We start from the raw sequence: 23,954 nt of genomic DNA, 5'->3' as shown, positions 1-23,954 counted from the left end.
CAGCGTTCGTGCCGTTCGTGTCGTCGCTCTTTCGATCCTTGGGATGATGCCGTGCGCGTTTGCCATGGCACAGACGGAGGTTCCGCACACTCCGCTGGAACTCCTGAAGCCGCTGATCGAGAACGAGAACGAGGCGGCGGCGCATCGCGAATGCTACGAGTACCTGTCGAATGAGCGGTCCGAGCGCACCGGCGGACATCTCTGGAACGAGCGCATCGTGGAGAACTCGGATGGCCGTATCGCCATGCTGCTGGCCGTCGATGGCAAGCCATTGACGCCAGCGCAGGCGCAGCAGGAGCACGCCCGGCTGAACGCCATCGCCGCCGACCCTGCAGACTTCATCCGCAAGGGGCAGGCTACCCGCAATGACGAGTTGCACGCACGGCACATGCTGGAGTTGCTCCCCAGAGACTTCCTCTTCGATAACGTGAGGCTGGAAGACGGCGTATGGAAGATGAACTTCCACCCGAATCCGGAAGTGTCACCCAGCGCGATTGAAGACCAGGTGCTCCACGGGATGAACGGCTGGCTCGCCATCGACGCCTCGCAGATGCGGCTGATGCACATCGAAGGCAAGCTGGACCAGCCGGTAACGATTGGCATGGGCCTGCTGGCCAACATCCATGCGGGGAGTCATTTTTCCAGCGACAGGCATTTGGAAGACGGGCACTGGCGGACGGTGCATGTGGTGACGCAGATCGGCGGCAAGGCCGCGCTCTTCAAGACCGTAGCGAAGAACAGCGAGCTTACCCGCACGCAGTTCCATTACTTCGACCACAGCCTATCGGTCCCCGAGGCCGTGCAAGTCCTTCTGCAGCAACAGATGACGGCAAGCCTCCACTAAATCACCAAAACATTCTGAAAGAAAAAGCACGCCCCTGAAAGATTTTGCATTCGGGGGCGCATACCTCGTCGTATAGGTGAGTGAGCGGGTAAGTGCACACCCCCTGAAAGCAGACGATGGCCATCGAATCGACCGATTTTCGCAGACTCGTGGAGACACACCAGCGCATGGTGTTCTCTCTGGCGCTGCGCGTCACGGGGGAGCACGGCTCCGCCGAAGAGGTGGCCCAGGATGCGTTCCTGGAGCTGCACCGCGAGCTCATAAGTGCCCAGGCGCGGCTGGAGAGCGAAGATCACGTGAAGTTCTGGCTGCGCCGCGTCACGGTACACCGCGCCACGGACTCGCTGCGGAAGCGTTCCCGGCAGCCGGAGGCAGGCGCCGAGGAGTGGCTGGAAGAACAGTTTGTCGAGGACAACAGCGAGGCACTGAACGCCAAGGTGCTGGCGCTGCTCGAAGAGTTGTTGAGAACGATCCCTGAGCAGCAGCGCGTAGCCATCGTGCTGCGGTACCAGGAAGAGATGACGCCGGATGAGATTGCGACACTGCTGAACCAGCCTGTCGCCACGGTGAAAAGCAATCTGCAGCGCGGCCTACAGCTGCTGCGCAGGAAGGCCGCAGTAACGATGAAGGAGTACGTACGATGAGCGATGACATTTTGAATACAGAATCTGTGCAGAAAGCTTTTGAAGCGAATGATTTTGAAACGAAGTTGACGCAGGCGATGCAGCGCGTCGATGCACCGGAAGGCTTCGCGGCAAGGATCATGGACCGAGTCGCGAAGCCTGCCGAAGCGGTTGCTGTCCCCCCCGCGCCGACTACCGGGAAGGTGATTGCCTTCCGCTCCCGTGTGCAGCGATACGCCGCGTTGGGACTGGCAGCCATGCTGGCCCTGGGTGTCTTCGGGCTGGAAGAGATTCATCAGCGGCATGAGCGCGAGGCAGCGACCCAGCAGTTTGAGACGGCGACGCGCATCACCGATCAGGCACTCGCACACACGCGCCAGCAGCTGGCCAAGGCGGGTGTGCAGCTGGATTCAATCGAATAGAGATACGAGATCGGACAGGAGACACGAGATGAATATGAAGCAAATGGCAGGGATGATGGTGTTGGCAATGGCAGCTGGAACATTCGCACACGCGCAGACGAGCGCGCCGATGAAGGATGACCTCTTTGCAGGGACGGAGGTCTTTGCCAAGGGTGCGAGCGACGTCACCGAGGTGACGATGGACCCAGATACGCTGGGCATGGTCGGTGGCCGCGACAAGGCGAAGGCCCGCACCATGGTGTTGAACGTGGTTCGCACCTATGAGTATGACAAGCCGGGCATGTACAACATCGCGGACGTCGATGCCTTCCGCAACAAGCTCAACACAGGCGATTGGCACTGCTCGGTACACACGCGCAGCCTGAAGTCCGGCGAATCCACCGATGTCTGCAGCAAGCGCCGCAGCGACGACATGGTGGAGACCGCCATCATCACCGTGGAACCGAAGGAGCTGACCTTCATCCACACCATCCGCAAGCGCGGCACAGGGGAAGGCGGTGGTCCCATGGGTCCGGGCGATGCCTTCATGATGATCCCCGGTCTGGGCGCTCTGCCGCAGATGGCGATGCTGAATGTGCAGCCGCAGATCGACATGGCTCTGAGCCGCCTCGACTCGATGGACTTCAGCACGATGCAGGCCGAGATAGCAGCAAAGGCGCAAAGCATGAAGGCACTCAACAGCGCCGAGATGCAGCGTCGCATGGCCGAAGCTCGCGAGGCTCTGCGCGAATCGCAGAAGGCCTTCCAGGACGACAAGGGCTCGGACAGGCACAGCGAGAAAGCGCCGGAGTAACCGCCTTTGCTGGACATTCCCAACAGAGAGCTCGAAACAGGAGAGAGATCATGCTTGCAAAGTATGTAAGGACGGCACTATCGCGAGGCCTTTGCCTTGGCCTGATGCTTCCGTTGTCGATCACTGCACAGACAGCGAAACCCGCGACAGTGAGTGAAGAGTTTCATGGCGACGGTCACCCGTTCTTACTGCATCTCGAAGGCCAGGAACCGTCACAGCATGGCGGCTGGGAAGAAGGTAACAGCCTGCGCGCGTATGCTGACGCACATCCCGGCAACTACATCGTCTTCTCCTCCAACGGCGCTCTCTATCGGATCGACCAGCCAGGCAGCCTCCATGAAGTGGAAGAGATGTATTCGCCCATGCATGAGCTGAGCCGCCAGCAGAAGGCGCTCTCCGATCAGCAGAAGCCGTTGAGCGCGCAGCAGCGGGCGCTAAGCGCCGAGATGCGAGCCGCCTCAAGCCCAGCGGAGATGTCTCGCATCGGCGCGGAGCAGGGAAGCATCGGCCGCGCTCAGGGTGAAATCGGACGCCAGCAGGGCATCATCGGCAAGCAGCAGGGCGTGATCGGAAAACAGGTCTTCGCCAGGGTGCAGACACTGATCGATGCCTGCCTGCAAAGCTCGAGCTGTCCGGTGGTGGAAGCAACGAAGCTGTAGCGCCTTCGCTTCATTCGCGACTTCACTACAATCGAAGGAATGTCGTTAGAGTTTCAGGTTCAACACACAACGGAGTCGGGAGGTCGCCGCGCGCAGCTAAGCCTGCCGCATGGCGATGTCCAGACTCCCGTTTTTATGCCCGTTGGCACGGCGGCCACGGTGAAAGCCGTGCCGCAGAACGTAGTCGAGGAGCTCAATGCTGAGATCATCCTCGCCAACACCTATCACCTCTACCTGCGGCCTGGGCACGAGTTGATCGCGCGGGCCGGTGGTGTCCATCGGTTCATGAGCTGGCGGCGGTCGATGCTCACTGACTCTGGCGGCTTCCAGGTATTCTCGCTGGCGAAGCTCCGCAAGATCTCGGCAGATGGCGTGGAGTTCCGCTCGCACCTCGACGGATCCAAGCACTTCTTCTCGCCTGAACATTCCATGGCCGTTCAGATCGCGCTCGGCGCCGACATCATGATGGTCTTCGACGAGTGCGTAGAGACCCCCGCAAGCTGGGAGCGTACGCGCGATTCGATGGCGCTCACACACGCGTGGGCCGCGCGGTCGAAGAAGTACTGGGAAGAGCATCGCCACGAGGTGCCATGGACGCATCCATTGGCGCGCGACGCGGAGCACGGCTACGATCCAGCAAAGTTTGCAGGCAAGCACCAGGCTCTCTTCGGCATCGTGCAGGGGGGCATGTACCCGGACCTGCGGCGGGAATCAGCGGAGCGGCTCGTGGAGATGGATTTGCCCGGCTACGCGATCGGCGGCCTCGCCGTGGGCGAACCCCGCGAGGTCACCCGCGAGATGATCGCGCTCGCACTCGAGGTGCTGCCCAAAGACAAGCCGCGTTACGTCATGGGCGTCGGCTACCCGGACGAGATCGAAGAGTACGCGAAGATGGGCGTCGACATGATGGACTGCGTGCTGCCTACTCGAGCCGGTCGCCACGGCCTGCTCTTCACGCGCCAGGATCCGCAGGATCGTCGCAGCGCTGTCGTTCGCCTGAACATCAAGAAGCAGGACAACGCAGAGGATCAGCGCCCCATCGACGAGGGTTGCCAGTGCATGGTCTGCCAGCGCTACACGCGGGCCTATCTGCGGCACCTGTTCGCGAGCGGCGAACCACTGGGCGCAACGTTGAACTCCATCCACAACCTTGCGTTCTACTTGGAGACGATGGAGAGAGTGCGTCGTGAACTCGGCAACTAGTATCCTGAATTGAAAGCCCCTGACAAAATAAATCTGTCCATCTTGAGCGAAGTTTGGCGCGGCCCTTTACGACAAACGCAGTCGCCTTTTCAAACAAGACTTCTGTAACGAACTCCCAAGACACCACACTGGCTGTTTGCCCATAAAGTAGTGACTATGATGTCCTCGACTGCTCGCGTCTCTCTCCGCTTCGCACAGCATCTCGTTCTCATCCTGCCGTTGCTTGCCGCCGCGAATCTATCCGCGCAGGGCGCGCCGATGGTGCAGGTGCAGCCTGCAAACTCAGCACCAGCAGGCACGGTCACTGGCACGGTCACTGGCACGGTCTACGCGCAGGACACGCGACGCCCCATCCGTTTTGCTCAGGTGCAACTAGTAAGCGTCACCTCCGTTACGAACCCTTCGGGAGGCGGTCGCTTCGGTGGTAGCAACTTCGGCGCAAGCGGTGCCCGGACTGAAGTCGACGGCACCTTCACCGCCACAAACGTGGCTCCGGGTGATTACTACGTGACGGCCTCCGCGCTTGGCTATGTGTCGGAGCGCGCTCTGCTCACCGTTGCCGCAGCCAACGGGGCAGACCCCGCGCAACTCGTAGCCGCGCTGCCAACGGTGCATGTCGATGCGGGAACCGCAAACTCTGTCGCCGTGACCCTGCAACGCGGAGGCACTGTCGGAGGGAAGCTCCTATGGGAGGATGGTAGCCCGGCTGCTGGCATCTCGATCACCGCGGTGAATCCCGCAGCGCCGCCCGGCTCGCAAATCTCCCCGCTCATTCTCGCTCTCCCGCAGGGCAGCTTCGGTCTGTCCACGACGACCGACGACCGCGGCGAGTTCCGCATCGCGGGGCTGCCCGGCAGCGACTATCAAATCCAGGCGCTACTTCCTGCCAGTCGCCAGAATGGTTTCGGCGCAGCGCGCGGAGGTGTGGTGTCTGTGCTGCGGGTCTATGCGCCGGGAGTCTTCCGCAAGAGCGCGGCGAAAAGTTATACGGTGCGCGCTGGCGACGAGCGCACCGATGTGCGCATCGTGATCGACCTGCGTTCGCTGCGCACCGTGAGCGGCCAGGTGAACAGCTCGGACGCGACCCAGAATGTAGCCTCCGGTGGCGTCACGATCACGGATGCCAGTGACTCTTCGCTTGTCCTGCGGGGAACCATCGCGGCGGACGGCAGCTTCAATGTGCGCTATGTGCCGCCGGGCAACTACGTGCTGGCTATCAACGGAGCCAGCACCCGGGCGTCCGTTGGCTTTCGCGGCGGAGGCACTTCAACGGAACCCGTCGTGAGCTTCCAACCGCTCTCGCAGCCCATTGTTGTAACCGACACGGACCTCTCCGGTTTTACCGCCTCGCTCGTACCTGTGCAGGCACAGCACTAATGCATCAACGGGCCGACGAGCGATGTGATGATGTCGGCGATCTCATCCGAACTCAGTCGGTTTTGCGTGCGAACCCACTCTTTCGCCGCTCCAAAGATCGCCCAGCTGATCGTAGCTGAACGCAGCTCGGGCGAGGCCGTTGACGAGGGGTCGATGTGGTTCCTCATCCCCTCCAGCAGCATGCCGCGCACCACCGCAACCACAGCAGACTCCATGTGCGGCTCCATCGGTCGACCCGGCTCGCAATCGACACCCGGGCTACGAGCCAGAAAGTCGCAGACACCCAGTACAAAAGCGCGCAGAGCACTGGAACAACTACCGTTGAAGCTGACTCCCCGCTCGTCGAGCAGCGCGTGGAACTGACCCGCGACCAGGCACTCCAGCAGCGCAAACTTATCAGGATAATGGGCATAGAAGGTAGCGCGATTTACTGTGGCCGCCCCTGTAATGTCATTCACCGAAATCTTGTCGAAGTCTTTCTCTTCCATCAGCTTAGCCAAGGCCTGCTGCAGCAGCTCGCGGGTGCGGCGGCTGCGTGGGTCCTGACGCATACACGGCTCGGTTGGCTCGACCTGCGGTGCCTCGACGGATTGAAAGACTTCATTCATCGCAAATTTAGTGTAACAAATACTCGACAGCTGTTGCCTAAACGACATTTGTTGTGTTCTCCTGAATCAACAACTGTTGCCTAAGCATCAGTTGTCGTGAAGGAGAAACACCATGCCCACACTTTTGCATCTCGATTCCAGCCCTGCCGGCGACCGTTCGGTCAGCCGCGCTCTCACCGCTGAGTTCGTAAAGAACTGGCAGGCCGCCAATCCGGGTGGCACGGTCATTACCCGCGATCTTACGACGACCCCCCTCACTGCGCTGAACGGTGAGTGGATCGGCGCTGCCTTTACCCCTGAGGACAAGCGCAGCGCAGAGCAGAAGGCCACCCTTGCGCTCTCCGACACGCTCACTGCCGAGCTCTTCAGCGCAGACGAGTACGTCTTCGGCATCCCTATGCATAACTTCAGCGTTCCCGGCACCTTCAAGCTCTGGATCGATCAGATTGCCCGCGCGGGTGTGACATTCGCGTACGTCGATGGCAAGCCCCAGGGCCTGCTCAAGGGCAAGAAGGCCCACTTCCTCATCGCCACCGGCGGCGAGTACGGCCCCGGCACTGCAGCAGAGAGCTTCAATTTCACTGAGCCCTATCTGCGCACGCTGTTCTTCTTCCTCGGCGTCACGGACACCTCGTTCCAGACAGCCGGCGGCGCCGCTGCTCTGAACTACGGTGCTGACCGGGCTGAGTTCCTCGCTCCGCAGCTGAAAGCGATCCAGTCGAAGTTCGCAACTGCGTAAGCCATCCGGTTACGGCCTGGCCTCCAACCCTCTTGAAAGGAACACATCTATGCGTATCGCCTCTCTGATTGCACGTTATCTTTTGGGCCTTATCTTCGTGATCTTCGGCGCCAATGGCTTTCTGCAGTTCATCCACATGCCTCCGCCGACGGGGCTGGCAGGACAGTTCATGGGCGCGATCTTCATGTCGCACTACTATGTGGCGATCTTCCTTCTTCAACTGGTTGGGGGCCTCTTGCTGCTGGCAGGCCGTTACGTTCCACTGGCGCTCGTTCTGCTGGGCCCGGTGATCGTCAACATCTTCCTCTTCCACGTCTTCCTCGCTCCGGCGGGCCTGCCGATGGCTACGGTGGTCGTCACTCTCTGGCTGCTGACCTTCGCTGGCGTGCGTTCCGCGTTTGCGGGCATCTTCCAGGCGAAGGCGTAATCAAAAGCAAGTTGCTCTACGATTCGCGGGTCGCTGTATTCAGACAGCGGCCCATTTTTTTTGCGCTGAAGCGCGACGGTGATAGCCTCTCCGAGATGGCACTCGATCGCGAACTCGCAAACTTCCTCGACGTCTACAACGACCGCAGTGATGCAGAACTGCTGGCCCTCCACGAGCACCGCGACGATCTCACCGACCTCGCGCAGCAGGCGCTCGCTCAGGTGATCAAAGAGCGCGGTCTCAGCGTGACGGGCGTGCCGGTTACACAGCCGCTCCCCGACCACTCGGCGATTGCGGATGAGGCGCTCGACGCCGACGAGGTCGAGCTCCAGACCTTCGACGACGCCTTCCGTCTGAACGAAGCGCTGCGTCTGCTTACCCAGGCTGAAATCCCGCACCGTGTCGTCAACTGGGATGCAATCGAACCCCGGTCAACAGGATCACGTGGACTGTTGCAGCTCGGCCTCATCGTGGGTAGAGAGGACGAAGCGCAGGCTCGCAAACTGCTGCAGGCAGCCATGAAGCTCTTTCCCCAGGCAGAAGGCAACGACCCCGCCGAAGATCCCAAGGGAATGACTCTTCTCGGCGTGATGAGCCGAATCAATGCTCTCATCGTCGCTCACGCGCTTGGAAGCTCTGGCATCTCCTATGCCTGGACGGATGGCCGCGATGACATGACACTTGAAGAGCAGGAGATTCGCCTTGAAGTCCACGCGCAGCGGCTCGAAGAAGCGCAAATCCTCACCGAGCAGACGCTGGCATAACGGCTGAACATCCTTCGCGCAGCCCTTACTGGATCCCGGTCTTCAGCGCCTCGGGCAACGGCTTCAACTGACCGTTGTAGGGGAGGAAAAGTTGAAACACCGTTCCACTCCCCTTCGCCGATCGCCGGCTCTTCACCTTCAGGCGTCCACTGTGGCGGTCAACGATACCGCTGCTGATCCACAAGCCCAGCCCGGTCCCGTTTGCTCCCTTGGTGGTGAAGAACGGACGGTAAATGCTCGAAAGGTTCTCGGAATCGATGCCGCTGCCGGTGTCTGCGAAGGTGAAAAGCACGCCTCGCTGCCCGCCTCGTGGCTCCGTCGCTTCGCGTGTCCGAATGAGGAGGCGACCTCCACCGGTTGTTTGCATGGCGTCGATCGCATTTCCCACGAGATTATTCATCACCTGCCGGATCTCGCTCTCCATGCAGGTCAACTTTCCTGAGCGCCGGTCTCTGCGTTCAATGGCCACATTCGCATTGATCAACCGAGATCCGTAGAGATCGAGCACCGAATTCAACAACTCCGAACTTTGCACCGACTGAGGCTTGGTCGACTGCTTGAAGAAGCGCAAGGACTGCGCCGTAATCAGCTTGACTCGCTGGAGCTCAGCATCAGCCATCGCCAGATATTTCTTAGTGTCGTCGGTCTTTTCGGAGTTCGCAGCGATATAGACCAGGTTCATCACCGATTCGAGGGGATTGTTGATCTCGTGCGCAATCGTGCTGGCGAGTCTGCCGACCGCAGCCAGCTTTTCACTCTCGCGCAGCGCCGCCTCGAACTCCACCCGGGCCGTCACATCGGTTTGGATGCCCACAAAGTGGGTCACTTCACCTTCGCGATTGCGAATCGGAGAAAGCGACAGCTCATTCCAGAATGGCGTTCCATCCTTGCGATAATTCTTCAGGATGACGACGACCTCACGCCGCTCGCGAATGGCCGTGCGCACAGAGTCCACCCCCACCTGGTCGGTATCTTTCCCTTGCAGAAATCGGCAGTTCTTCCCCATCACTTCTTCGAGCGAATATCCCGTCATCACCTCGAACGCCGGATTGACGTACGTCAAGGGAACGTCCGGTTCCGTTGCGTCCGCAACGCTGATGCCACTCGTTACGGAGCGAAAGATGCGCCGATTCAAATGCAGCTCTTCAATCGCATTGTGATAGCGCCGCGCAAAAGCTCGATGGGAGTACAGCATCAGGCTTAGCTGCGCTGCAATCTGCGCAGGAGTCTGAGGCAGGCACAACATACCGTCATAGGGATGGGAATTGGCGACCGGTTGCGACTCGCAGTCATCGCGAACCGCGACGGAAATAAGCGCAGGGTTCAGACCCTCGCCCTTCGCCTCGTGGCCGGTCAAAATGGATTGAACCATCTCGGCATTGGCAGCGTCTGTGACGATCATTTCAAGCGGCGTCAACGTATCGAGTGACAGCAGCTCATTCTTCAAAACAACGCACTGCAGATCCAGATGGGACGAAGCGCTCTCAATCAACCGCCGGTTCATCGGATCTTGAATCAAAAGTCCGATGCCGCTACCCGGGCCCTCTAGAGTGTGAACAGCCTGCAGGCCAGCCTGAAGTTCAGATGTCAGTGTTGAAGTCATGTATCCCTATGCGGGCCTATAGTCGTGTGGCCAAGGTCAGCGAGTTAGATTTATATCTACCCGCGATATTGTTTTCTCAACATATTGAGATGCTCTTACACCCCTGCGGGTTTGCTGCTTTCAGGTCCTCGCTACATGCTGTGTGCCCTCTGAGGCAGCCCCGCAGCAACCTCCCGCAGAGTCTTCCGCCAAGCCGCCAGAAGCACCACCGCGGCCCCCGTCAGCGCGATCAGCAGACCCCACCATAGTCCGGCTGCCCCCATCTTTTCGTGGAAACCCAGCAGCGCTCCCAGCGGCATCCCGACTAGCCAGTAGCAAACCAGTTGTGTCCACAATCCGGTAGTCGTATTGCCCGCGCCTCGCAGAGCACCAGTGGCATTAATCTGGATGCCATCGAAGAACTGAAAGCCTGCTGCGATCAGCATCAGCGGCACCGCAGCCGCGATCACACCCGGGTCCGGCGTAAATACATGCGCGATGCGCGCCGGAACCGTCAGCATCACCACCGAGGCCGCCAGCATAAAGCCTGCACCCGCACCAATGCCGCTCCAGCCGGCCGCAGCGACGTTCGCAACGGTGGCTGCTCCCGTTCTCATTCTCCCAATAGCGTGTCCCACGCGCACCGAAGTGGCCGATGAGATCGCAAAGGGCACCATGAACGTTGTGCTCGCACACTGCAGCGCAACCTCGTGCCCAGCCAGAGCATTTCTTCCAAAGCTCGCGATCAACGAGGTCACCAGCGCAAAAATTCCGATCTCTACAAAAATCGAAGCTCCTGCGGGAGCTCCCAGCACAAACAGCTTCCGCAAATGCTGATACTCAATCTCACGCGATACCCCTCGCAGCCCATAGCGGTGCTTGCGATCCAGCCAATACACCACGATCGCCAGCACCAGAAAAAGATAGAACCGCGCAAAGCTCGTCGCCCAGGAAGACCCCACCACACCGTAGGCACGAACCGTCAGGCTATATCCGCTTACATGAAATCTGTGCCCGTAGATCAGCAGCCAATCAGCTGCGGCATTCACGAGGTTGGCGCTGATCAGTGCAAACGCGATCGGCTTGCCGTGTCCGGTAGCCTGCACATAGCGGCGTAGCGTGAAGTACAGCAGCAGCGGCAGCGTACCGTAGTTCAGCCCCTGCATCGCGGGGATGGCGATGTCGAGCACGGCGACCTCCACCGGCATAAGCCGCATCAGGTGCGGGCCGAAGCCAAAGAGCAGCAGCAACACGCCACTGAGCGCGCACGCCATCACCAGTCCATGCAGCAGCCAGCGATTGGCCTGCGTCTGCTCTCGTGCTCCCAGCGCCTGCGAGATCAGGGAATCGAGCCCCAGCAACACCCCGCCGACCCCGAAGCACAGCGTATTGAACAACACCTGCGCCAGAGCCGCCGCAGCCATAGCTAGCGAGGAGTTCGGCAGGTGGCCCAGCATGATGGTGTCGACCAGCGACATAGCCATCCATCCCAACTCCCCGGCGATCAGTGGCACGGCGAGCGAGATCAGCGCAGGCAGTTCGCTGCGGACATCCTTCAATCGAAAGAGCATAAACAAGGGTAACGCGAGAGGTTGCGTTCTTCGTTCTCAGGTTTTCCAACCGATAACGAAGAACTGGAGCTTTCAGCTCTTACCAGCCACGCGTACCTGCCGCTCCCTTGAACGGTCCAGAGACATGCGAGGTAATCCAGCCGCCATAAAAATCCCCCTCCTGCGGCACTACGACTTCGCCGTCCACGGAGCACTCTTCCACCTTGCTCGCATAAAAGGCCAGGTGGTCTCGCAAGGCAACATACTCCGTCGAAGGCTCGGCATAACTCCATGCAGCATCGAGCGAGACGTGTCCCGGTATCTCAATATTCCAGTAGGTCGCCATGCCTTTGAACTCGCAGAAACTCTGTCGACGCGTGGACGGCCGCAGGTATTGCATGGCGAGATCCTGCGGCGGCAGATAGTAGACCGGAGGATGGCTGGTCTCAAGGATGCGCAGCGCGTTGGTCGTATCCGCCAGCACAATCCCACCTTGGACGATCCTGATCCGGCGCTTCGCTGGCTCCAGACGAGGCGGTCGCGGATAGTCCCATACCGATTCGATGGCAAGCTCGTTGACCATATCGAAGACCCCCTTTCTCTTCAGCGTAAACTTCTTTCCTGCACCCACCCCTGCGAGGCCCCGCATGAATGAGATACGCCACGACACCACCGCATCTTCGGCAAAAAAGTTGAACCAGATGAACAGGCTCAGCGATATGGGCCACTTCCCGCCGCAGGTGAACGCGGGGGCTACGCTCAACGTGCTGATGACCGTCGCAATCACCTGGCTGATTGAGCCGCACTTTGGGCAGCCGTTCGCTCCGGTCCTATGGGTCGCGCTCGTGTTGGCTCTCAACCTGCTGCCCGTGATCCTTCTGCGGCTTACGATCACCCCCACCACGACGTACCCTTCTCTGGCGGAGATGGATTTCGTTCGCGACCAGCACAAGTTCTCTGACTGGGTATATGTGGCGGCCTCGGCGAACATGGCTTTCTGGGTGCTTTCGGCGTGGGCGGTGTTCTCCGTGAACCGGACACCGCTGGCTCTGGGTGGGCTGCTTCTAGTGGCGTTCCTGGCGACATTTTCGCCGGTGCTGCTGCGGCGCCGGTCGGCCTGAGATCCACGAACCACCCGATTTCCCCCGATTTCCTTGACAGCACCCCATTGTTCCGCGATGCTTAATGCTCAGGTGTGATTGCGCTGTTGCTGGCCGACGTGCGTCTGGTGTGTACCTTCATCCAGGCACGGTCCATCAACGCGCTTGCCCGCTTCTGGTGCAGGCAACCGAAATCCCCTACATCTTGATTAAGGAAGACTCCATCCGGCGGGGTCGACTGCAGAGAGTTTAACCTCTGCGTGCCGCGATGTGAGATGCAGGCAAAGCCGTCTTGAGCATCCTGACGTTAGGTTTTCTCGCAATGCCCGGATTCCTGGGCCAGCTGGGCGGTCTCCCGCTCCTGCTGCTGATGTTTGTCGTGATGTACTTTCTTCTGATTGCTCCCAACCAGAAGAAGCAGAAGACCTGGCAGGCGATGCTCTCGCAGCTCAAGGCCGGCGACAAGGTCACCACCAACGGCGGCATTCGCGGCGTCATCGTGTCAGTCAAGGACGACGTCCTTGTCCTCCGCACGCAGCCCGACAACGTCAAAATCGAGTTCGTGAAGAGCTCCGTGGCTGCCGTCACCACTGACGACACCTCCACCACCGCATAAAAGTTCAAGACGTACCGTTCTCTACTTAAGGATCTATACAGATGGGCAACAAACTGGCCGGCAGAATTGGCTTTATCGTGGCAGTCCTGGTGATCTTCGTCTACGGAATCTTCGGGATTCCACATGGCGGGTTCAAGCAGTCTATTACCGATCGCATCCACCTCGGACTCGACCTGCAGGGCGGCACGCGCCTGGTGCTCCAGGTGCATGTGGCCGAGGCGATCAACTCCAGCACCGACCGCGATGTGCAGACGCTTAACACCGCACTCGCTTCGACCGGAGCCACGGCGACCAAGCTCGACCTCCTGCACCCCGAGGTCATCACCATCAACGGTGTGACCCCGACTCAGCAGTCGGCTGTGCATGACATCATCACCGGCAACGTGTACGCGGCGTACTCCATCGCGAACGTCAGCGGCAACTACACGATGACCATGACGCCCAGCGCGATCACTCAGTTGGAGAGCCGCACGCTCGACCAGTCGATCGAGACTATCCGCGAGCGCATCGACAAGCTCGGAGTCTCTGAGCCCCATGTTGAGCCCTACGGCGTCGGCGACAACCAGATCCTCGTAGAGCTCCCCGGCGTCACCGATCAGGACCGCGTCGAGAGCATCATTCAGTCCACCGCCAAGCTCGAGATTCATGGCGTCATCAACGCCTACGGCAGCGAGCAGGAAGCTATGACCGCGCTGAACAACGTGATCCCGGCCGACCAGGAGCTCGTCAAGGGTTCGAACGGCATCGGCGGTCCCGATGAGTTCTTCCTTCTCAAGCGCGTGGCTGTCGTCGAGGGCACCGACTTCCGCGATGCGCAGGCCTCGACCGACGAGAACGGTCGCCCCGACATCACCTTCAACCTCACGACCGAAGCCGGTGATCGCTTCTACAAGTTCACCGACTCCATCAAGGGCACCGGCCAGATGGCCATCGTGCTCGACAACAAGGTCCGCGAAGTTGCAGGCGTGCAGGAGCCAATCCACGATCAAGGCCGCATCACCGGTGGCTTCACGCAGGAGCAGGCACAGGATCTCAGCCTGATGCTCCGCACCGGTTCGCTGCCAGCGTCCATCTCGTACCTCGAGACCCGCTCCGTCGGCCCGTCGCTCGGCGCTGCCAGCATCCATCAGGGTGTCGTCGCAGCCATCGCCGGCATGCTCGCGGTGATGGTCTTCATGCTCATCTACTACCGTGGCGCTGGCATCAACGCCGACCTCGCTCTGGTGCTCAACCTCGTCATCCTGCTCGGCTTCATGGGCTTCGCTGGCGCGACACTCACGCTTCCTGGCATCGCGGGCGTCATCCTCACCATCGGTATGGGTGTTGACTCCAACGTGCTGATCTTCGAGCGTGTACGTGAAGAGCTTCGCCTCGGCAAGACCGCAGCAGCGGCCATCGAAGACGGCTTCGGTCACGCCTGGGTCACCATCGTCGATACGCACATCACGACGATCGTCTCCGCTGGCATCCTGTTTATCTTCGGGACCGGTCCGGTCAAGGGCTTCGCTGTCACGCTGACCTTCGGTTTGCTGGCGAACATCTTCACCGCCGTCTTCGTATCGCGCACCATCTTCGACTACCTGCTCAGCAAGAAGGGCCGCGGCGCAGCGCTGTCGATCTAGTTGTCAGTTCTCCGTTGTCAGTTCTTAGTGGATCAGGTACTTCCTGCCAACTGAGAACTGACAACTCCGAACATTCGCACCATCGCACCCCTCAAGAGGTTTCTCGTGGAACTGTTTCGCAGCTCAAATATCGACTGGCTTGGGAAGAAGTGGTACTTCCTCGGCTTCTCACTCATCTTCTCCGTCGCCGGCGTCATCAGCATGTTGGCGTGGCACGGCATCCCGCAGGGCATTGACTTCAAGGGCGGTACTCAGATCACCGTCCACTTTGATACCGTGCCCAACGAAGACCACATCCGCACCGCGATGGACCAGGCTGGCGTCCACGGCGCCACCATCCAGCGCGTTTCGGGCGCAGGCGGCGCAGCAGCCGACGATGTGATCGTCTCCCTGCCGCAGTCCTCGGCCACCGATGCAGCGCATGACCAAGGCCGCACAGCGGTAGAGAAGGCCCTCCAGGCTGGCTACCATGACTCCGGCTTCACCATCCAGCAGGTCGACATCGTCGGCCCTACGGCAGGCAAGCAGCTCAAGAATCAGGCCTTCCTCGCCACCATCTACTCGCTGATTGGCATGTTGATCTACCTCTGGTTCCGCTTCGAGCTGATCTATGGCGTCGCGGCCGTCGTAGCGGTATTCCACGACACGCTCATCACCATCGGCTTCTTCTCGCTGACGAACAAGGAGATCACCCTCACCGTGATCGCCGCGATCCTCACGCTGGTCGGCTACTCGATGAACGACACTATCGTCGTCTTCGACCGTATCCGCGAGAACCTCGCGCTCAACCGGCGCGAAAAGCTTGCCGACGTGGTCAACCGCTCCATCAACCAGACGCTGAGCCGAACCGTCATTGCTTCGGGCCTCACCTTCCTCACCGTGCTGTGCCTCTACATCTTCGGTGGCGAGGTCCTCAACGGCTTCTCCTTCGCCCTCGTGGTCGGCATCCTGATCGGAACCTACTCGTCGATCGCGGTCGCCGCACCCATGCTGGTGGCCTACCAGGACTGGCGCGCAAGCAAGGGCAAGCAGGCCGCCCTTCCTGCAGCCAAGGGTCGTCGCTAAGAGCAGTTTTATCCTCAGCGTTACCCACACGCGTTCCACACAAACAAGCGGCATCCGAGCCTTCGGATGCCGCTCTTACTTTCTCGCATATAAAGAAATCCCATACTTCGGGGTTTCATGAGCCTCGCGCCCCATGCGATTGCACCATCTATGGTGCAATCTCTCCGCGCAGGCCGCGCTCCTGCCTAGACAGCCATCCAATCAAGGCGCTGCACCACTTGACGACGATCAACTGTCTTCATGTAGGATGAGCCTCAAGCCGCTGACGCCCAAGGATGCCGTACAAACCCCATAGAGGGTGCGGACAGGTTTCCACCCAAAACAACCTCTCAGATTTTTTGAATCCGATCGGGTTTCGCGGGAACAATTGGGAATCACGCGGTGTCTAATGCCGGTAGCTATTCCCTACGGGGAACGAGGTTGCATATGTTTGAAGATTCGATGCTCGAGTCCGGTGGCAGGATCAAGTCGAAGTCCAGATACTGGATGATCGCGACCTTTGGCTTCAATGGTCTGATCCTGGCTGCATTGATTATCTATCCGTTGATCAATCCGGAGGCCCTCCCGAAGGGCATGATGGTGGCATCGCTTTCCGCGCCGCCGCCGCCTCCGCCGCCCCCTCCTCCTCCTCCTCCTCCGACTCCGGTGAAGGTTATCCCCCACGTCTCGGAGATCGATCAGGGCCTGCACGCGCCCACCAAGATCCCCAAGGACATCAAAATGATTAAGGAAGACGCGGCACCGCCGCCTCCGACCGCTGGCGTTGCTGGTATGGGCGCTATGGGTGGAAGCAGTGGCGGCGCAGGTGGCGTCTTCGGCGGCATGGGTCTCGGCACTGCCGCTCCCGTGGTCGTCAAGGCCAAGCCCGCTGGTCCGGCCCGCATCTCGGGCGGCGTTATCGCAGGTAACATTCTGACGAAGACCACGCCGGTGTACCCCCCGATCGCCAAAGCAGCTCACGTAGGCGGAACGGTCGTTCTCCACGCCATCATCGGCAAGGACGGCAGCATCCAGCAGCTCTCGGCCGTAAGCGGTCCTGACATGCTCAAGGGCGCTGCCACCGACGCGGTTCGCCAGTGGCGCTACAAGCCCTATCTCCTCAACGGTGAGCCGACCGAGGTCGACACCACCATCACCGTCAACTTCAACCTGAACGGCGGTTGATCCATCTCTGCTATCCTCCCCGGGTGCGGGTTTCAAAAGCATCCGGCGGAGAGTAGCCGTGGTCTGCACTCAGTACCCTGCATGTCATTCCATCTCTGCCTGATTCGTCAGACATCCGGACTGGACACTGCGGAGCTGCTAGCTCAGGGCTCTTTCATTCAACGTCGCACTTGTACCACTCGATCTACTTTGCAGTTCACGCAGGTCTAATTCAGGAGGAAAGAATTCCGTGATTCTCGCTCACATCGCAACTTCGTCCGCTCACGCTCTCGCCATGTTCCAGGATGCACCCGCTGTCGGCTTCAGCCCCGTTCAGCTCTGGGGCAACATGGGCGGCTTCGCTAAGGTCATCGTCATCATCCTGTTCATCATGTCCATCTGGTCGTTGGCCGTCATGATCGACCGCTTCCTCTACTTCTCGGCAGCCCGCAAGCAGTCGCGTGAGTTCGCTCCCAAGGTTGCCGGCGCTCTGAAGGAAGGCCGTCTGGACGAGGCGATCAAGGTTGCCGACCGTTCGAAGAAGTCGCACCTCGCTGAAGTCGTCACTGCTGGTCTCACCGAGTTCCGTTCGTTCGGTTCGGGTGGTTCCATCACTGCAGAGCAGGTTGAGAGCTCGCAGCGCGCTCTCGAGCGTACCGAAGCTATCGTTCACGCGAAGCTCAAGAAGGGCCTCGGCGGTCTCGCAACGATCGGTTCCACCGCTCCCTTTATCGGCCTGCTCGGCACCGTAACCGGTATTCTCAACGCCTTCCAACAGATCGCCACCTCCAAGGCAACCGGTATTGGCGCAGTCGCCGGCGGTATCTCCGAAGCTCTCGTAACGACCGCTTTCGGTCTGCTCGTAGCTATCCCGGCCGTTATGACCTTCAACTACTTCACGAACAAGGTTGAAGCGTTCGACGTCGAGATGGACAACAGCTCGTCCGAGCTCGTCGACTACTTCATCAAGCAGTCGCACCGCTAAGCCACCCTTGCGAGCGTCATCTGGAAAGCCCCGGCCGCACAACGCGCCGGGGCGACTCCTCCAAAGAAACGCCGCATCGACTACGAGCTCAAAGCTACGAGCTGGCAGCTAAAAGCCAGCCATACCGGAGTCAACTGCTATGGGAATCAATAAGCGGGACGAAGGCAAGAAGGTAAACTCGAACATCAACGTGACCCCCATGGTGGACGTCATGCTGGTGCTCCTGATCATCTTCATGGTCATCACGCCCATGCTCAACAACAAGGTGAACGTCGACCTGCCTCAGGTCAGCGCCTCCACCGTGATGGAAAACGCCAACAAGGAAGATGCGATCACTGTCGCCGTAACGCGCGACGGTAAGACCTTCCTCGGCGGCGACCAGACCTCGCTCGGCGATCTTGGCACCAAGATCAACGACCTCGAAGCCAAGAAGACCAACCCGTCGGACGACAAGTCGGTCTATCTCCGCGCCGACCAGCGCGCGAACTACGGCAAGGTCATGGACACCATCGACGCTATCCGCACCGCCGGCGTAAGCCAGCTCAACCTCCTCACAGATATGAACGCAAAGTAGTTCTTTCGACGTATTCGTGACGGAAGCAAAGATCTGATTCGTCCTTCATAGGACAGGCTCCAGCGAGGGCCGAAGGGAGTAACAGTTATGGGAATGGGTGGAGGAGGCGGTACTAATACAGCGGTCTCCGAGATCAACGTTACCCCGTTGATCGACGTGCTGCTGGTACTTCTCATCATCTTCATGGTCATCGTGCCCACGACCCCCAAGGGTCTCGAGGCGCTGGTGCCCCAACCGCCGAAGAACAAGTCGCAGGACAATCCCAACGACCGTACCATCGTCGTCCAGGTATTGGCTGGTGGCTCGCTCCCGGTCTACAAGATCAACGACAACACCTTTGCCAAGGCCGACATCGAACCCGAGCTTCAGCGGATCTTCGAGACACGCCAGGAGAAGGTTATGTTCGTCAAAGGTGATGCAGGTCTCGACTTCGGCTCGGTTGCCGAGGTCATCGGATTCGGCCACCAGGCGGACGTCACGAACATCGGCATCATGACTCCTCAAATCCTCGCCGGTCACTAAAGACGGGCAGTAGGAAACAGGGAGTAGAGAACAGCCCCACCGCTCGTCAACTCGAGCAGTGGGGCTTTCTCATCTCCGCTCTACTGCTTTAGCTTTGTCTACCCCTACTCCCTACCCCCTACTCCCTACTCCCTACATTTATGCGCATCGCTTCCTTCCTCCCGTCTGCCACCGAGATCCTCTTCGCCATCGGCGCGGGCGATGATGTATGCGCGGTCACCTTTGAGTGCGACTACCCACCCGAAGCCCGCACCAAACCGCAGGTAGTCTTCTCGCATATGCCCCCGGGACTTACGCCCGCCGAGATTGACCGCATCGTCTCGGCTGAAGGCGCCCAAGGCCGTAGCCTCTACTTCGTCGACTACAACCGTCTCCAGTCGCTCTCCCCCACACTGGTTGTTCTGCAAGACCTCTGCCGCGTCTGCGCCATCGACAGCCCGACGCTGGCCCGCGACATGAGCCAGCTACTCTCGGCCCCCCAAATCATCTCCCACAACGCCCACACGCTTGAAGCTATCTTCGCGGAGATAGAGCAGCTGGGAGCCGCCACCGGCCATAGCAAGGCCGCCATAGCGCTCACCAGCAGCCTCAGAGCACGCGTCCGTCGGGTTCGCGAAGCAACGCCTCGTTCCAATACGCCGAAGCGCGTCCTGTGCCTCGAGTGGCTCGATCCGCCTTTCCTCGGCGGCCACTGGGTGCCGGAGATGATCCAGCTCGCCGGTGGCGACCCCGTCCTCGCGCACCCCGGCGAAAAGAGTGTCCGCATCACCTGGCCGGAGATCGCAGCCGCCAAGCCAGACGTCATCATCCTCATGCCGTGCGGTTACAACCTCGCCCAGACGCTGGAGCAGTTCCAATCGCTCGCGCTCCCGCAGGAGTGGGCGACCCTGCCCGCTGTGCAGCATAGTGAACTCTACGCCGTCGACGGCTCCGCCTATTTCTCGCGCCCCGGCCCCCGCCTCGCCGCAGGCCTCGAGATCATTGCAGCTATTCTCGAACTTCCCGCCGATCCGGCCACCCGCTTCGCCCATCTACCGCCCAATAGTGTCGCCCGTCTCGGCTGAAGGCCCGCAATCCCAGGCTCAAACCGAGTCCCCACGGTGTCTAAAGCATCAGGGCCGCGGCGCTCGTGCTGCACAACTCGCCGCCAGCCCTCTCTCCGCAGCTCAATCCCGCACGTCTACGGACCGCAAGCACCGAGCACTCGCTCACCGATCTTCCTTCGAGGTGCCTCATGTCCTTCAGCGCAAACTCCGCATCGTCACAGCAGTCCGAAATCAACGTTACCCCGCTCATCGACGTCCTTCTCGTGCTGCTGATCATCTTTATGGTCATCGTGCCCAGCCACCAGCAGGGAGTCGACAGCTCCATCCCCCAGGGAAAAGCGACCACCGCAACCGCGCTGCCCCCCGTTACGGTGCAGGTCGTCCATCCTATGGCGGGCCTGCCAGCGCAATACCTCGTCAACCAGCACGTCGTGGCCTCTTCAGAGCTACAGCCGCTCCTTCAATCCATGTTCGCCACGCGGGAAGATCACACGCTTATCGTGCAGGCGGACCGCAACCTCAGCTATCAACAGGTCGCCTCTGTCGTCGACCTTGGCAAGCAGGCCGGTGCTGAAAGGATCTCGCTAGCGGGCCTGCCCAATCTCTAAGCTCAACAAAACTCCCCCCCACGACAACGGCCTCCCCGAAGGGAGGCCGCTCTCGCTAATACAACCGGGAAAAAATGTAGCCAGTAGTACCAGTTTACTTGCTCATGTCGATTCCGCCGCCAGCCTTCTTTTCCTTGGCAGCTTCATTCGCCTTGCGAGCGCCCAGAGCCTTCTGCACCCACTCGTCCGCAGAAGCCAGGTCAGCCTTACGGGCCGCATCGTCGCCGCAATCCTGATCAGCCTTGCGGCGGTAGTTCAACTGCAGATACTCCATCGCCGCGTCATAGTTCGGATCGATCGCGATCGCCTGCTCCAGATACTTCTGGGCCTCAGCCGTCAGCGCGCTGTTCGCGGCTACCAGCTTGGCGCAGACATCCTTGCTCTTCTTGGCATTGCCCTGGCCGTCATCGGTCAGGCCATTCGCGCCCAGGATCGTGGTCGCGTTCTTGTAGGACAGATTCCAGTCGATGGAGCCAATCGTGTAGTTTGCCTCGGCATCCTTGGGATCAAGAGCGATGATCTTCTCTTCATCGGCCTTTGCCTGGTCGTACTGCTTGATGTTGCGATGGATCGACGCCACCTGCTTCAGCGCGTTCAGGTCGTTGGGGTCCTTCGCCAGCACGGCGTTGAAGCCATCCAGAGCCTTCTGCGCGACCTTCAAGTTGTCTGGAGTATCAAGGCCGGGAACCACCTGGTAGCTGTACGCCGTCGCCAGATACAGCTTCGCTGTATCGTAATCGGGATCGAGCTGGATGGAGTTCTGGAAGAAGCCTACGGCTGGTTCATACTGCCCGGCCTTGAACGCCTGTACGCCCTTCACCAGCTGATCGCGTGCGCGCAGCTTGGTGCAGCCAACCGTGCTCGCCAGTACCAGCAGAAGTGCCGCGCTTGCCGGAATTCGTGCGCTAAGTTTCATGTTCGGAAAATCCTTCCCCTTCAACAGAATCGCCATCGGCCAAAGAACCTGGCGGTTAACCCCTTGTGATTACTTGGCCGTTCGGTGTGATTGTACTGGTAGAGTACAAAACTTTGCCAGCGGCTGTTTACAAATCCGCCTATGCAGCCAAAAACCAGTAACTATGCCTTACGACATTCAACACTACGAATCACTCAACGGTATACGCAACGACGGATAAAAACGACGAAAAGACGCACTTCGTTACACAATTTCATTGGACGCCATCCATTCGCCAAGCGATAGTATCCAATTGGTAGGCAGGGTCGCCAGTTTCGACCCGCACGGAGGCAGTACCCATGGCAGCACAGCAGTGGACCGCAGCGCAAATTCCAGCGCTCGACGGTAAAAAAGTTCTCATCACCGGAGCCAACAGCGGCATCGGCTACCAGGCCGCCGTGCAGCTTGCCCGCCACGGCGCGCACGTCGTTCTGGCCTGCCGCAGCGCAGAAAAAGGCGAGCTGGCGATCCGCAGCCTGCAAAAAGAGCTTCCAGGCGCCAAGGTAGAGCTTTCGTTGCTCGATGTCTCTTCGATTGCCGACGTACATCGCTTCGCGGCAGAGTTCCTCAAGCGCGGCATCTTCCTCGACATCCTCATCAACAACGCTGGCGTCATGGCGCTCAATCCGCGCCAGGTCACACCCGAAGGCTTCGAGCGACAGTTCGCTACCAACCACCTCGGGCACTTCGCGCTCACCGGCCTCTTGTTGCCTTCCATCATGGCTGCGCCTGCACCACGAGTCGTTACCGTGGCCTCGCTCGCCCATCGCGGCGGCAAAATCCATTTCGACGATCTGCAGCTCGCGAAGGACTACAAGCCCTGGACCGCCTACAACCAGTCCAAGCTTGCCAACATCCTCTTCGCTCGCGAACTCGCTCGCCGCGCCATTGGCTCGCCGCTCATCAGTATTCCCGTGCATCCAGGCGTCTCGCAGACCAGCATCGTCGCCAATGGCCCCGGCAGCAGCGACCTCAAGACTCGCGTGCTGTTTACCTTCGCGAAGTTCCTCACCCAGTCCGACGAAGCCGGCGCATTACCGACCCTCTACGCAGCCACCAGCCCCAACGCCAAACCAGCCGAATACATCGGCCCGGATGGCTTTATGGAAATGAAGGGTGCACCCGTGGTCGTCAAACCCCGCGCCAATGCGCTAGACGAAGCCGTCGGCCAACGCCTCTGGAGGGTCAGCGAAGAACTCACCGGCGTCGTCTACCCGCCGCTCAGCTAAAGAGCGCGGTGAAAAGACGAAAGTGAGAAGACGGTAGGATTCATTCTCCTCTGTCTTCTCACTTTCGTCTTCTCACAATGTCTTCTCATTTGTAGCTACTTCTTCCGCTTTGTCGCAACCTTCTTGCGAGCCACCGGCTTCTTCGCGACGACCTTCTTCACGACAGCCTTCTTCGCAGTCACCTTCTTTGCGACGACCTTCTTGGCAGCAGTCTTCTTCGCAGGCGCAGAGGTCTTCTTGTTCACGATCTTCTTCGCAGGCAGCTTCTTGCTCGCCAGCCGCTTTGCAGCAGACTTCTTCACCTTCGGCTTCTTCTCAGCCTTCGCAGCAGGGCCGGCAGCCGCGCTCGAAAGCCGCGCCAGCTTCGCTGCATGGCTCACCAGCAACTCTTCAATCTGCTCCACCAGGATCGCCGTCTGCATCGGCTTTACCAGCATTTGGTCCGCGCCCATCTCGGACCAGTCGTCCTCAGGGAAGGCCGTCAGCAATGCGACAGCTGGATGATACGCAGCGGTCCGCGCTGCCTGAATCACCTCGCGCCCGGCGGCATCGCTCTCCATGCGCATATCCGTCATCACCATCTGGTACTCGTTCAAACGGATCTTGGAGCGGGCCTCGCGCGCGCTCGCAGCGGTCTCAACATCGAAACCATTCATCTCCAGGACGGCCTTCATCGTCAGAAGGATCGTTACCTCATCGTCCACCAGCAGTACACGGCGCTTCGCCACAAATACCTCACTTGATAGGGCCCGTAGTTCCATTCGCAAGCCCACTCATAAGAGTGTACTAACCCAGCGCACTTCGCAACTTATCGTGCCCGTCTGTCGCCTATCTCCAGAGTCCCGCAAAAACGCGAAAACCCTTGATCCATCGGGGTGCGAGGCAATTCCTCCCTGAA

Annotated in this window: 27 protein-coding genes; 21 read left to right on the top strand and 6 right to left on the bottom strand. The window is 59.9% G+C overall.

Annotated features, from left to right (window positions below):
- Window positions 1-64 precede the first annotated feature (64 nt).
- The 7 genes from OHL14_RS17625 (at window position 65) to OHL14_RS17595 (ending at window position 5,921) form a co-directional block, all read left to right on the top strand.
- Complete coding sequence (locus tag OHL14_RS17625) at window positions 65-844, top strand: hypothetical protein (RefSeq protein ID WP_263380693.1); 780 nt, start codon at window positions 65-67, stop codon at window positions 842-844.
- A 116-nt stretch (window positions 845-960) separates the two neighbouring features.
- Complete coding sequence (locus tag OHL14_RS17620; protein WP_263380692.1) at window positions 961-1,488, top strand: RNA polymerase sigma factor; 528 nt, start codon at window positions 961-963, stop codon at window positions 1,486-1,488.
- Window positions 1,485-1,889, top strand: a complete 405-nt coding sequence (locus OHL14_RS17615) for a hypothetical protein (protein WP_263380691.1) — start codon at window positions 1,485-1,487, stop codon at window positions 1,887-1,889. Before OHL14_RS17620 ends, OHL14_RS17615 begins: the two co-directional genes overlap by 4 nt.
- A 28-nt stretch (window positions 1,890-1,917) precedes the next feature.
- Window positions 1,918-2,682 carry a hypothetical protein gene (locus OHL14_RS17610; RefSeq protein ID WP_263380690.1) on the top strand — a complete coding sequence of 255 codons (765 nt, stop codon included), beginning with the start codon at window positions 1,918-1,920 and terminating at the stop codon, window positions 2,680-2,682.
- A gap of 50 nt (window positions 2,683-2,732) precedes the next feature.
- The gene (locus tag OHL14_RS17605) at window positions 2,733-3,341 is read left to right on the top strand and encodes a hypothetical protein (protein ID WP_263380689.1); all 609 of its coding nucleotides are present in this window, start codon (window positions 2,733-2,735) and stop codon (window positions 3,339-3,341) included.
- A gap of 39 nt (window positions 3,342-3,380) precedes the next feature.
- Window positions 3,381-4,544: a tRNA guanosine(34) transglycosylase Tgt gene (locus OHL14_RS17600; RefSeq protein WP_263380688.1), complete on the top strand. Its 1,164-nt coding sequence runs from the start codon at window positions 3,381-3,383 to the stop codon at window positions 4,542-4,544.
- A gap of 156 nt (window positions 4,545-4,700) precedes the next feature.
- Window positions 4,701-5,921, top strand: a complete 1,221-nt coding sequence (locus tag OHL14_RS17595; RefSeq protein ID WP_263380687.1) for a carboxypeptidase-like regulatory domain-containing protein — start codon at window positions 4,701-4,703, stop codon at window positions 5,919-5,921.
- Here the strand turns inward: OHL14_RS17595 and OHL14_RS17590 are convergent.
- Complete coding sequence (locus OHL14_RS17590) at window positions 5,918-6,529, bottom strand: TetR/AcrR family transcriptional regulator (protein ID WP_263380686.1); 612 nt, start codon at window positions 6,527-6,529, stop codon at window positions 5,918-5,920. The two genes, OHL14_RS17595 and OHL14_RS17590, sit on opposite strands and share 4 nt — an antisense overlap.
- A gap of 112 nt (window positions 6,530-6,641) precedes the next feature.
- On the opposite strand from OHL14_RS17590, the gene OHL14_RS17585 reads away from it, so the two are divergent.
- From OHL14_RS17585 to OHL14_RS17575, 3 genes are all read left to right on the top strand, one after another.
- Window positions 6,642-7,268: an FMN-dependent NADH-azoreductase gene (locus tag OHL14_RS17585; RefSeq protein ID WP_263380685.1), complete on the top strand. Its 627-nt coding sequence runs from the start codon at window positions 6,642-6,644 to the stop codon at window positions 7,266-7,268.
- Between the two features lie 49 nt (window positions 7,269-7,317).
- Window positions 7,318-7,695: a hypothetical protein gene (locus OHL14_RS17580; RefSeq protein ID WP_263380684.1), complete on the top strand. Its 378-nt coding sequence runs from the start codon at window positions 7,318-7,320 to the stop codon at window positions 7,693-7,695.
- Between the two features lie 95 nt (window positions 7,696-7,790).
- Window positions 7,791-8,459: a putative signal transducing protein gene (locus OHL14_RS17575; protein ID WP_263380683.1), complete on the top strand. Its 669-nt coding sequence runs from the start codon at window positions 7,791-7,793 to the stop codon at window positions 8,457-8,459.
- 25 nt (window positions 8,460-8,484) lie between these two features.
- Here OHL14_RS17575 and OHL14_RS17570 read toward each other — a convergent pair whose 3' ends face one another.
- The 3 genes from OHL14_RS17570 to OHL14_RS17560 form a co-directional block, all read right to left on the bottom strand.
- Window positions 8,485-10,062, bottom strand: a complete 1,578-nt coding sequence (locus OHL14_RS17570) for a two-component system sensor histidine kinase NtrB (RefSeq protein WP_263380682.1) — start codon at window positions 10,060-10,062, stop codon at window positions 8,485-8,487.
- A gap of 131 nt (window positions 10,063-10,193) precedes the next feature.
- On the bottom strand, window positions 10,194-11,612 hold the full coding sequence (locus tag OHL14_RS17565) for an MATE family efflux transporter (protein WP_263380681.1): 1,419 nt from the start codon (window positions 11,610-11,612) through the stop codon (window positions 10,194-10,196).
- 79 nt (window positions 11,613-11,691) lie between these two features.
- A complete protein-coding gene (locus tag OHL14_RS17560) occupies window positions 11,692-12,174 on the bottom strand; it encodes a DUF427 domain-containing protein (RefSeq protein ID WP_263380680.1) in 483 nt (160 codons plus the stop codon).
- 64 nt (window positions 12,175-12,238) lie between these two features.
- Here OHL14_RS17560 and OHL14_RS17555 point away from each other — a divergent pair, with 64 nt between their 5' ends.
- The 10 genes from OHL14_RS17555 (at window position 12,239) to OHL14_RS17510 (ending at window position 20,872) form a co-directional block, all read left to right on the top strand.
- Entirely contained in the window at window positions 12,239-12,712 is a 474-nt protein-coding gene (locus OHL14_RS17555) for a hypothetical protein (RefSeq protein WP_263380679.1), read from the top strand.
- Between the two features lie 301 nt (window positions 12,713-13,013).
- Window positions 13,014-13,307 (top strand): preprotein translocase subunit YajC, encoded by a 294-nt coding sequence (yajC, locus tag OHL14_RS17550; RefSeq protein ID WP_263380678.1) that lies wholly within the window; start codon window positions 13,014-13,016, stop codon window positions 13,305-13,307.
- A gap of 41 nt (window positions 13,308-13,348) precedes the next feature.
- Entirely contained in the window at window positions 13,349-14,929 is a 1,581-nt protein-coding gene (gene secD / locus OHL14_RS17545; RefSeq protein ID WP_263380677.1) for a protein translocase subunit SecD, read from the top strand.
- 105 nt (window positions 14,930-15,034) lie between these two features.
- Window positions 15,035-15,994: a protein translocase subunit SecF gene (gene secF, locus OHL14_RS17540; RefSeq protein ID WP_263380676.1), complete on the top strand. Its 960-nt coding sequence runs from the start codon at window positions 15,035-15,037 to the stop codon at window positions 15,992-15,994.
- Between the two features lie 426 nt (window positions 15,995-16,420).
- The gene (locus OHL14_RS17535) at window positions 16,421-17,158 is read left to right on the top strand and encodes an energy transducer TonB (RefSeq protein WP_263380675.1); all 738 of its coding nucleotides are present in this window, start codon (window positions 16,421-16,423) and stop codon (window positions 17,156-17,158) included.
- Window positions 17,159-17,387: 229 nt separating this feature from the next.
- A complete protein-coding gene (locus tag OHL14_RS17530; protein ID WP_263380674.1) occupies window positions 17,388-18,122 on the top strand; it encodes a MotA/TolQ/ExbB proton channel family protein in 735 nt (244 codons plus the stop codon).
- Window positions 18,123-18,261: 139 nt separating this feature from the next.
- Window positions 18,262-18,696, top strand: a complete 435-nt coding sequence (locus tag OHL14_RS17525) for an ExbD/TolR family protein (RefSeq protein ID WP_263380673.1) — start codon at window positions 18,262-18,264, stop codon at window positions 18,694-18,696.
- A gap of 87 nt (window positions 18,697-18,783) precedes the next feature.
- Window positions 18,784-19,218, top strand: a complete 435-nt coding sequence (locus OHL14_RS17520) for an ExbD/TolR family protein (protein ID WP_263380672.1) — start codon at window positions 18,784-18,786, stop codon at window positions 19,216-19,218.
- A gap of 140 nt (window positions 19,219-19,358) precedes the next feature.
- Window positions 19,359-20,282, top strand: a complete 924-nt coding sequence (locus tag OHL14_RS17515; RefSeq protein ID WP_263380671.1) for a cobalamin-binding protein — start codon at window positions 19,359-19,361, stop codon at window positions 20,280-20,282.
- Window positions 20,283-20,452: 170 nt separating this feature from the next.
- Window positions 20,453-20,872, top strand: coding sequence for an ExbD/TolR family protein (locus OHL14_RS17510; RefSeq protein ID WP_263380670.1), 420 nt, complete (start codon window positions 20,453-20,455; stop codon window positions 20,870-20,872).
- A gap of 94 nt (window positions 20,873-20,966) precedes the next feature.
- Here the strand turns inward: OHL14_RS17510 and OHL14_RS17505 are convergent, their stop codons facing one another.
- Window positions 20,967-21,788, bottom strand: a complete 822-nt coding sequence (locus OHL14_RS17505) for a tetratricopeptide repeat protein (RefSeq protein ID WP_263380669.1) — start codon at window positions 21,786-21,788, stop codon at window positions 20,967-20,969.
- 338 nt (window positions 21,789-22,126) lie between these two features.
- On the opposite strand from OHL14_RS17505, the gene OHL14_RS17500 reads away from it, so the two are divergent.
- A complete protein-coding gene (locus OHL14_RS17500; RefSeq protein WP_263380668.1) occupies window positions 22,127-23,056 on the top strand; it encodes an oxidoreductase in 930 nt (309 codons plus the stop codon).
- A gap of 95 nt (window positions 23,057-23,151) precedes the next feature.
- On the opposite strand, the gene OHL14_RS17495 is transcribed toward OHL14_RS17500, so the two are convergent.
- Window positions 23,152-23,784, bottom strand: a complete 633-nt coding sequence (locus OHL14_RS17495; protein WP_263380667.1) for a response regulator — start codon at window positions 23,782-23,784, stop codon at window positions 23,152-23,154.
- Window positions 23,785-23,954: the final 170 nt, after the last annotated feature.

Source organism: Granulicella paludicola, from assembly GCF_025685545.1.
Classification (GTDB): domain Bacteria; phylum Acidobacteriota; class Terriglobia; order Terriglobales; family Acidobacteriaceae; genus Granulicella; species Granulicella paludicola.
The sequence above is the reverse complement of the archived record's forward strand: the minus strand, read 5'-3'. Positions and strand labels throughout refer to the sequence as shown.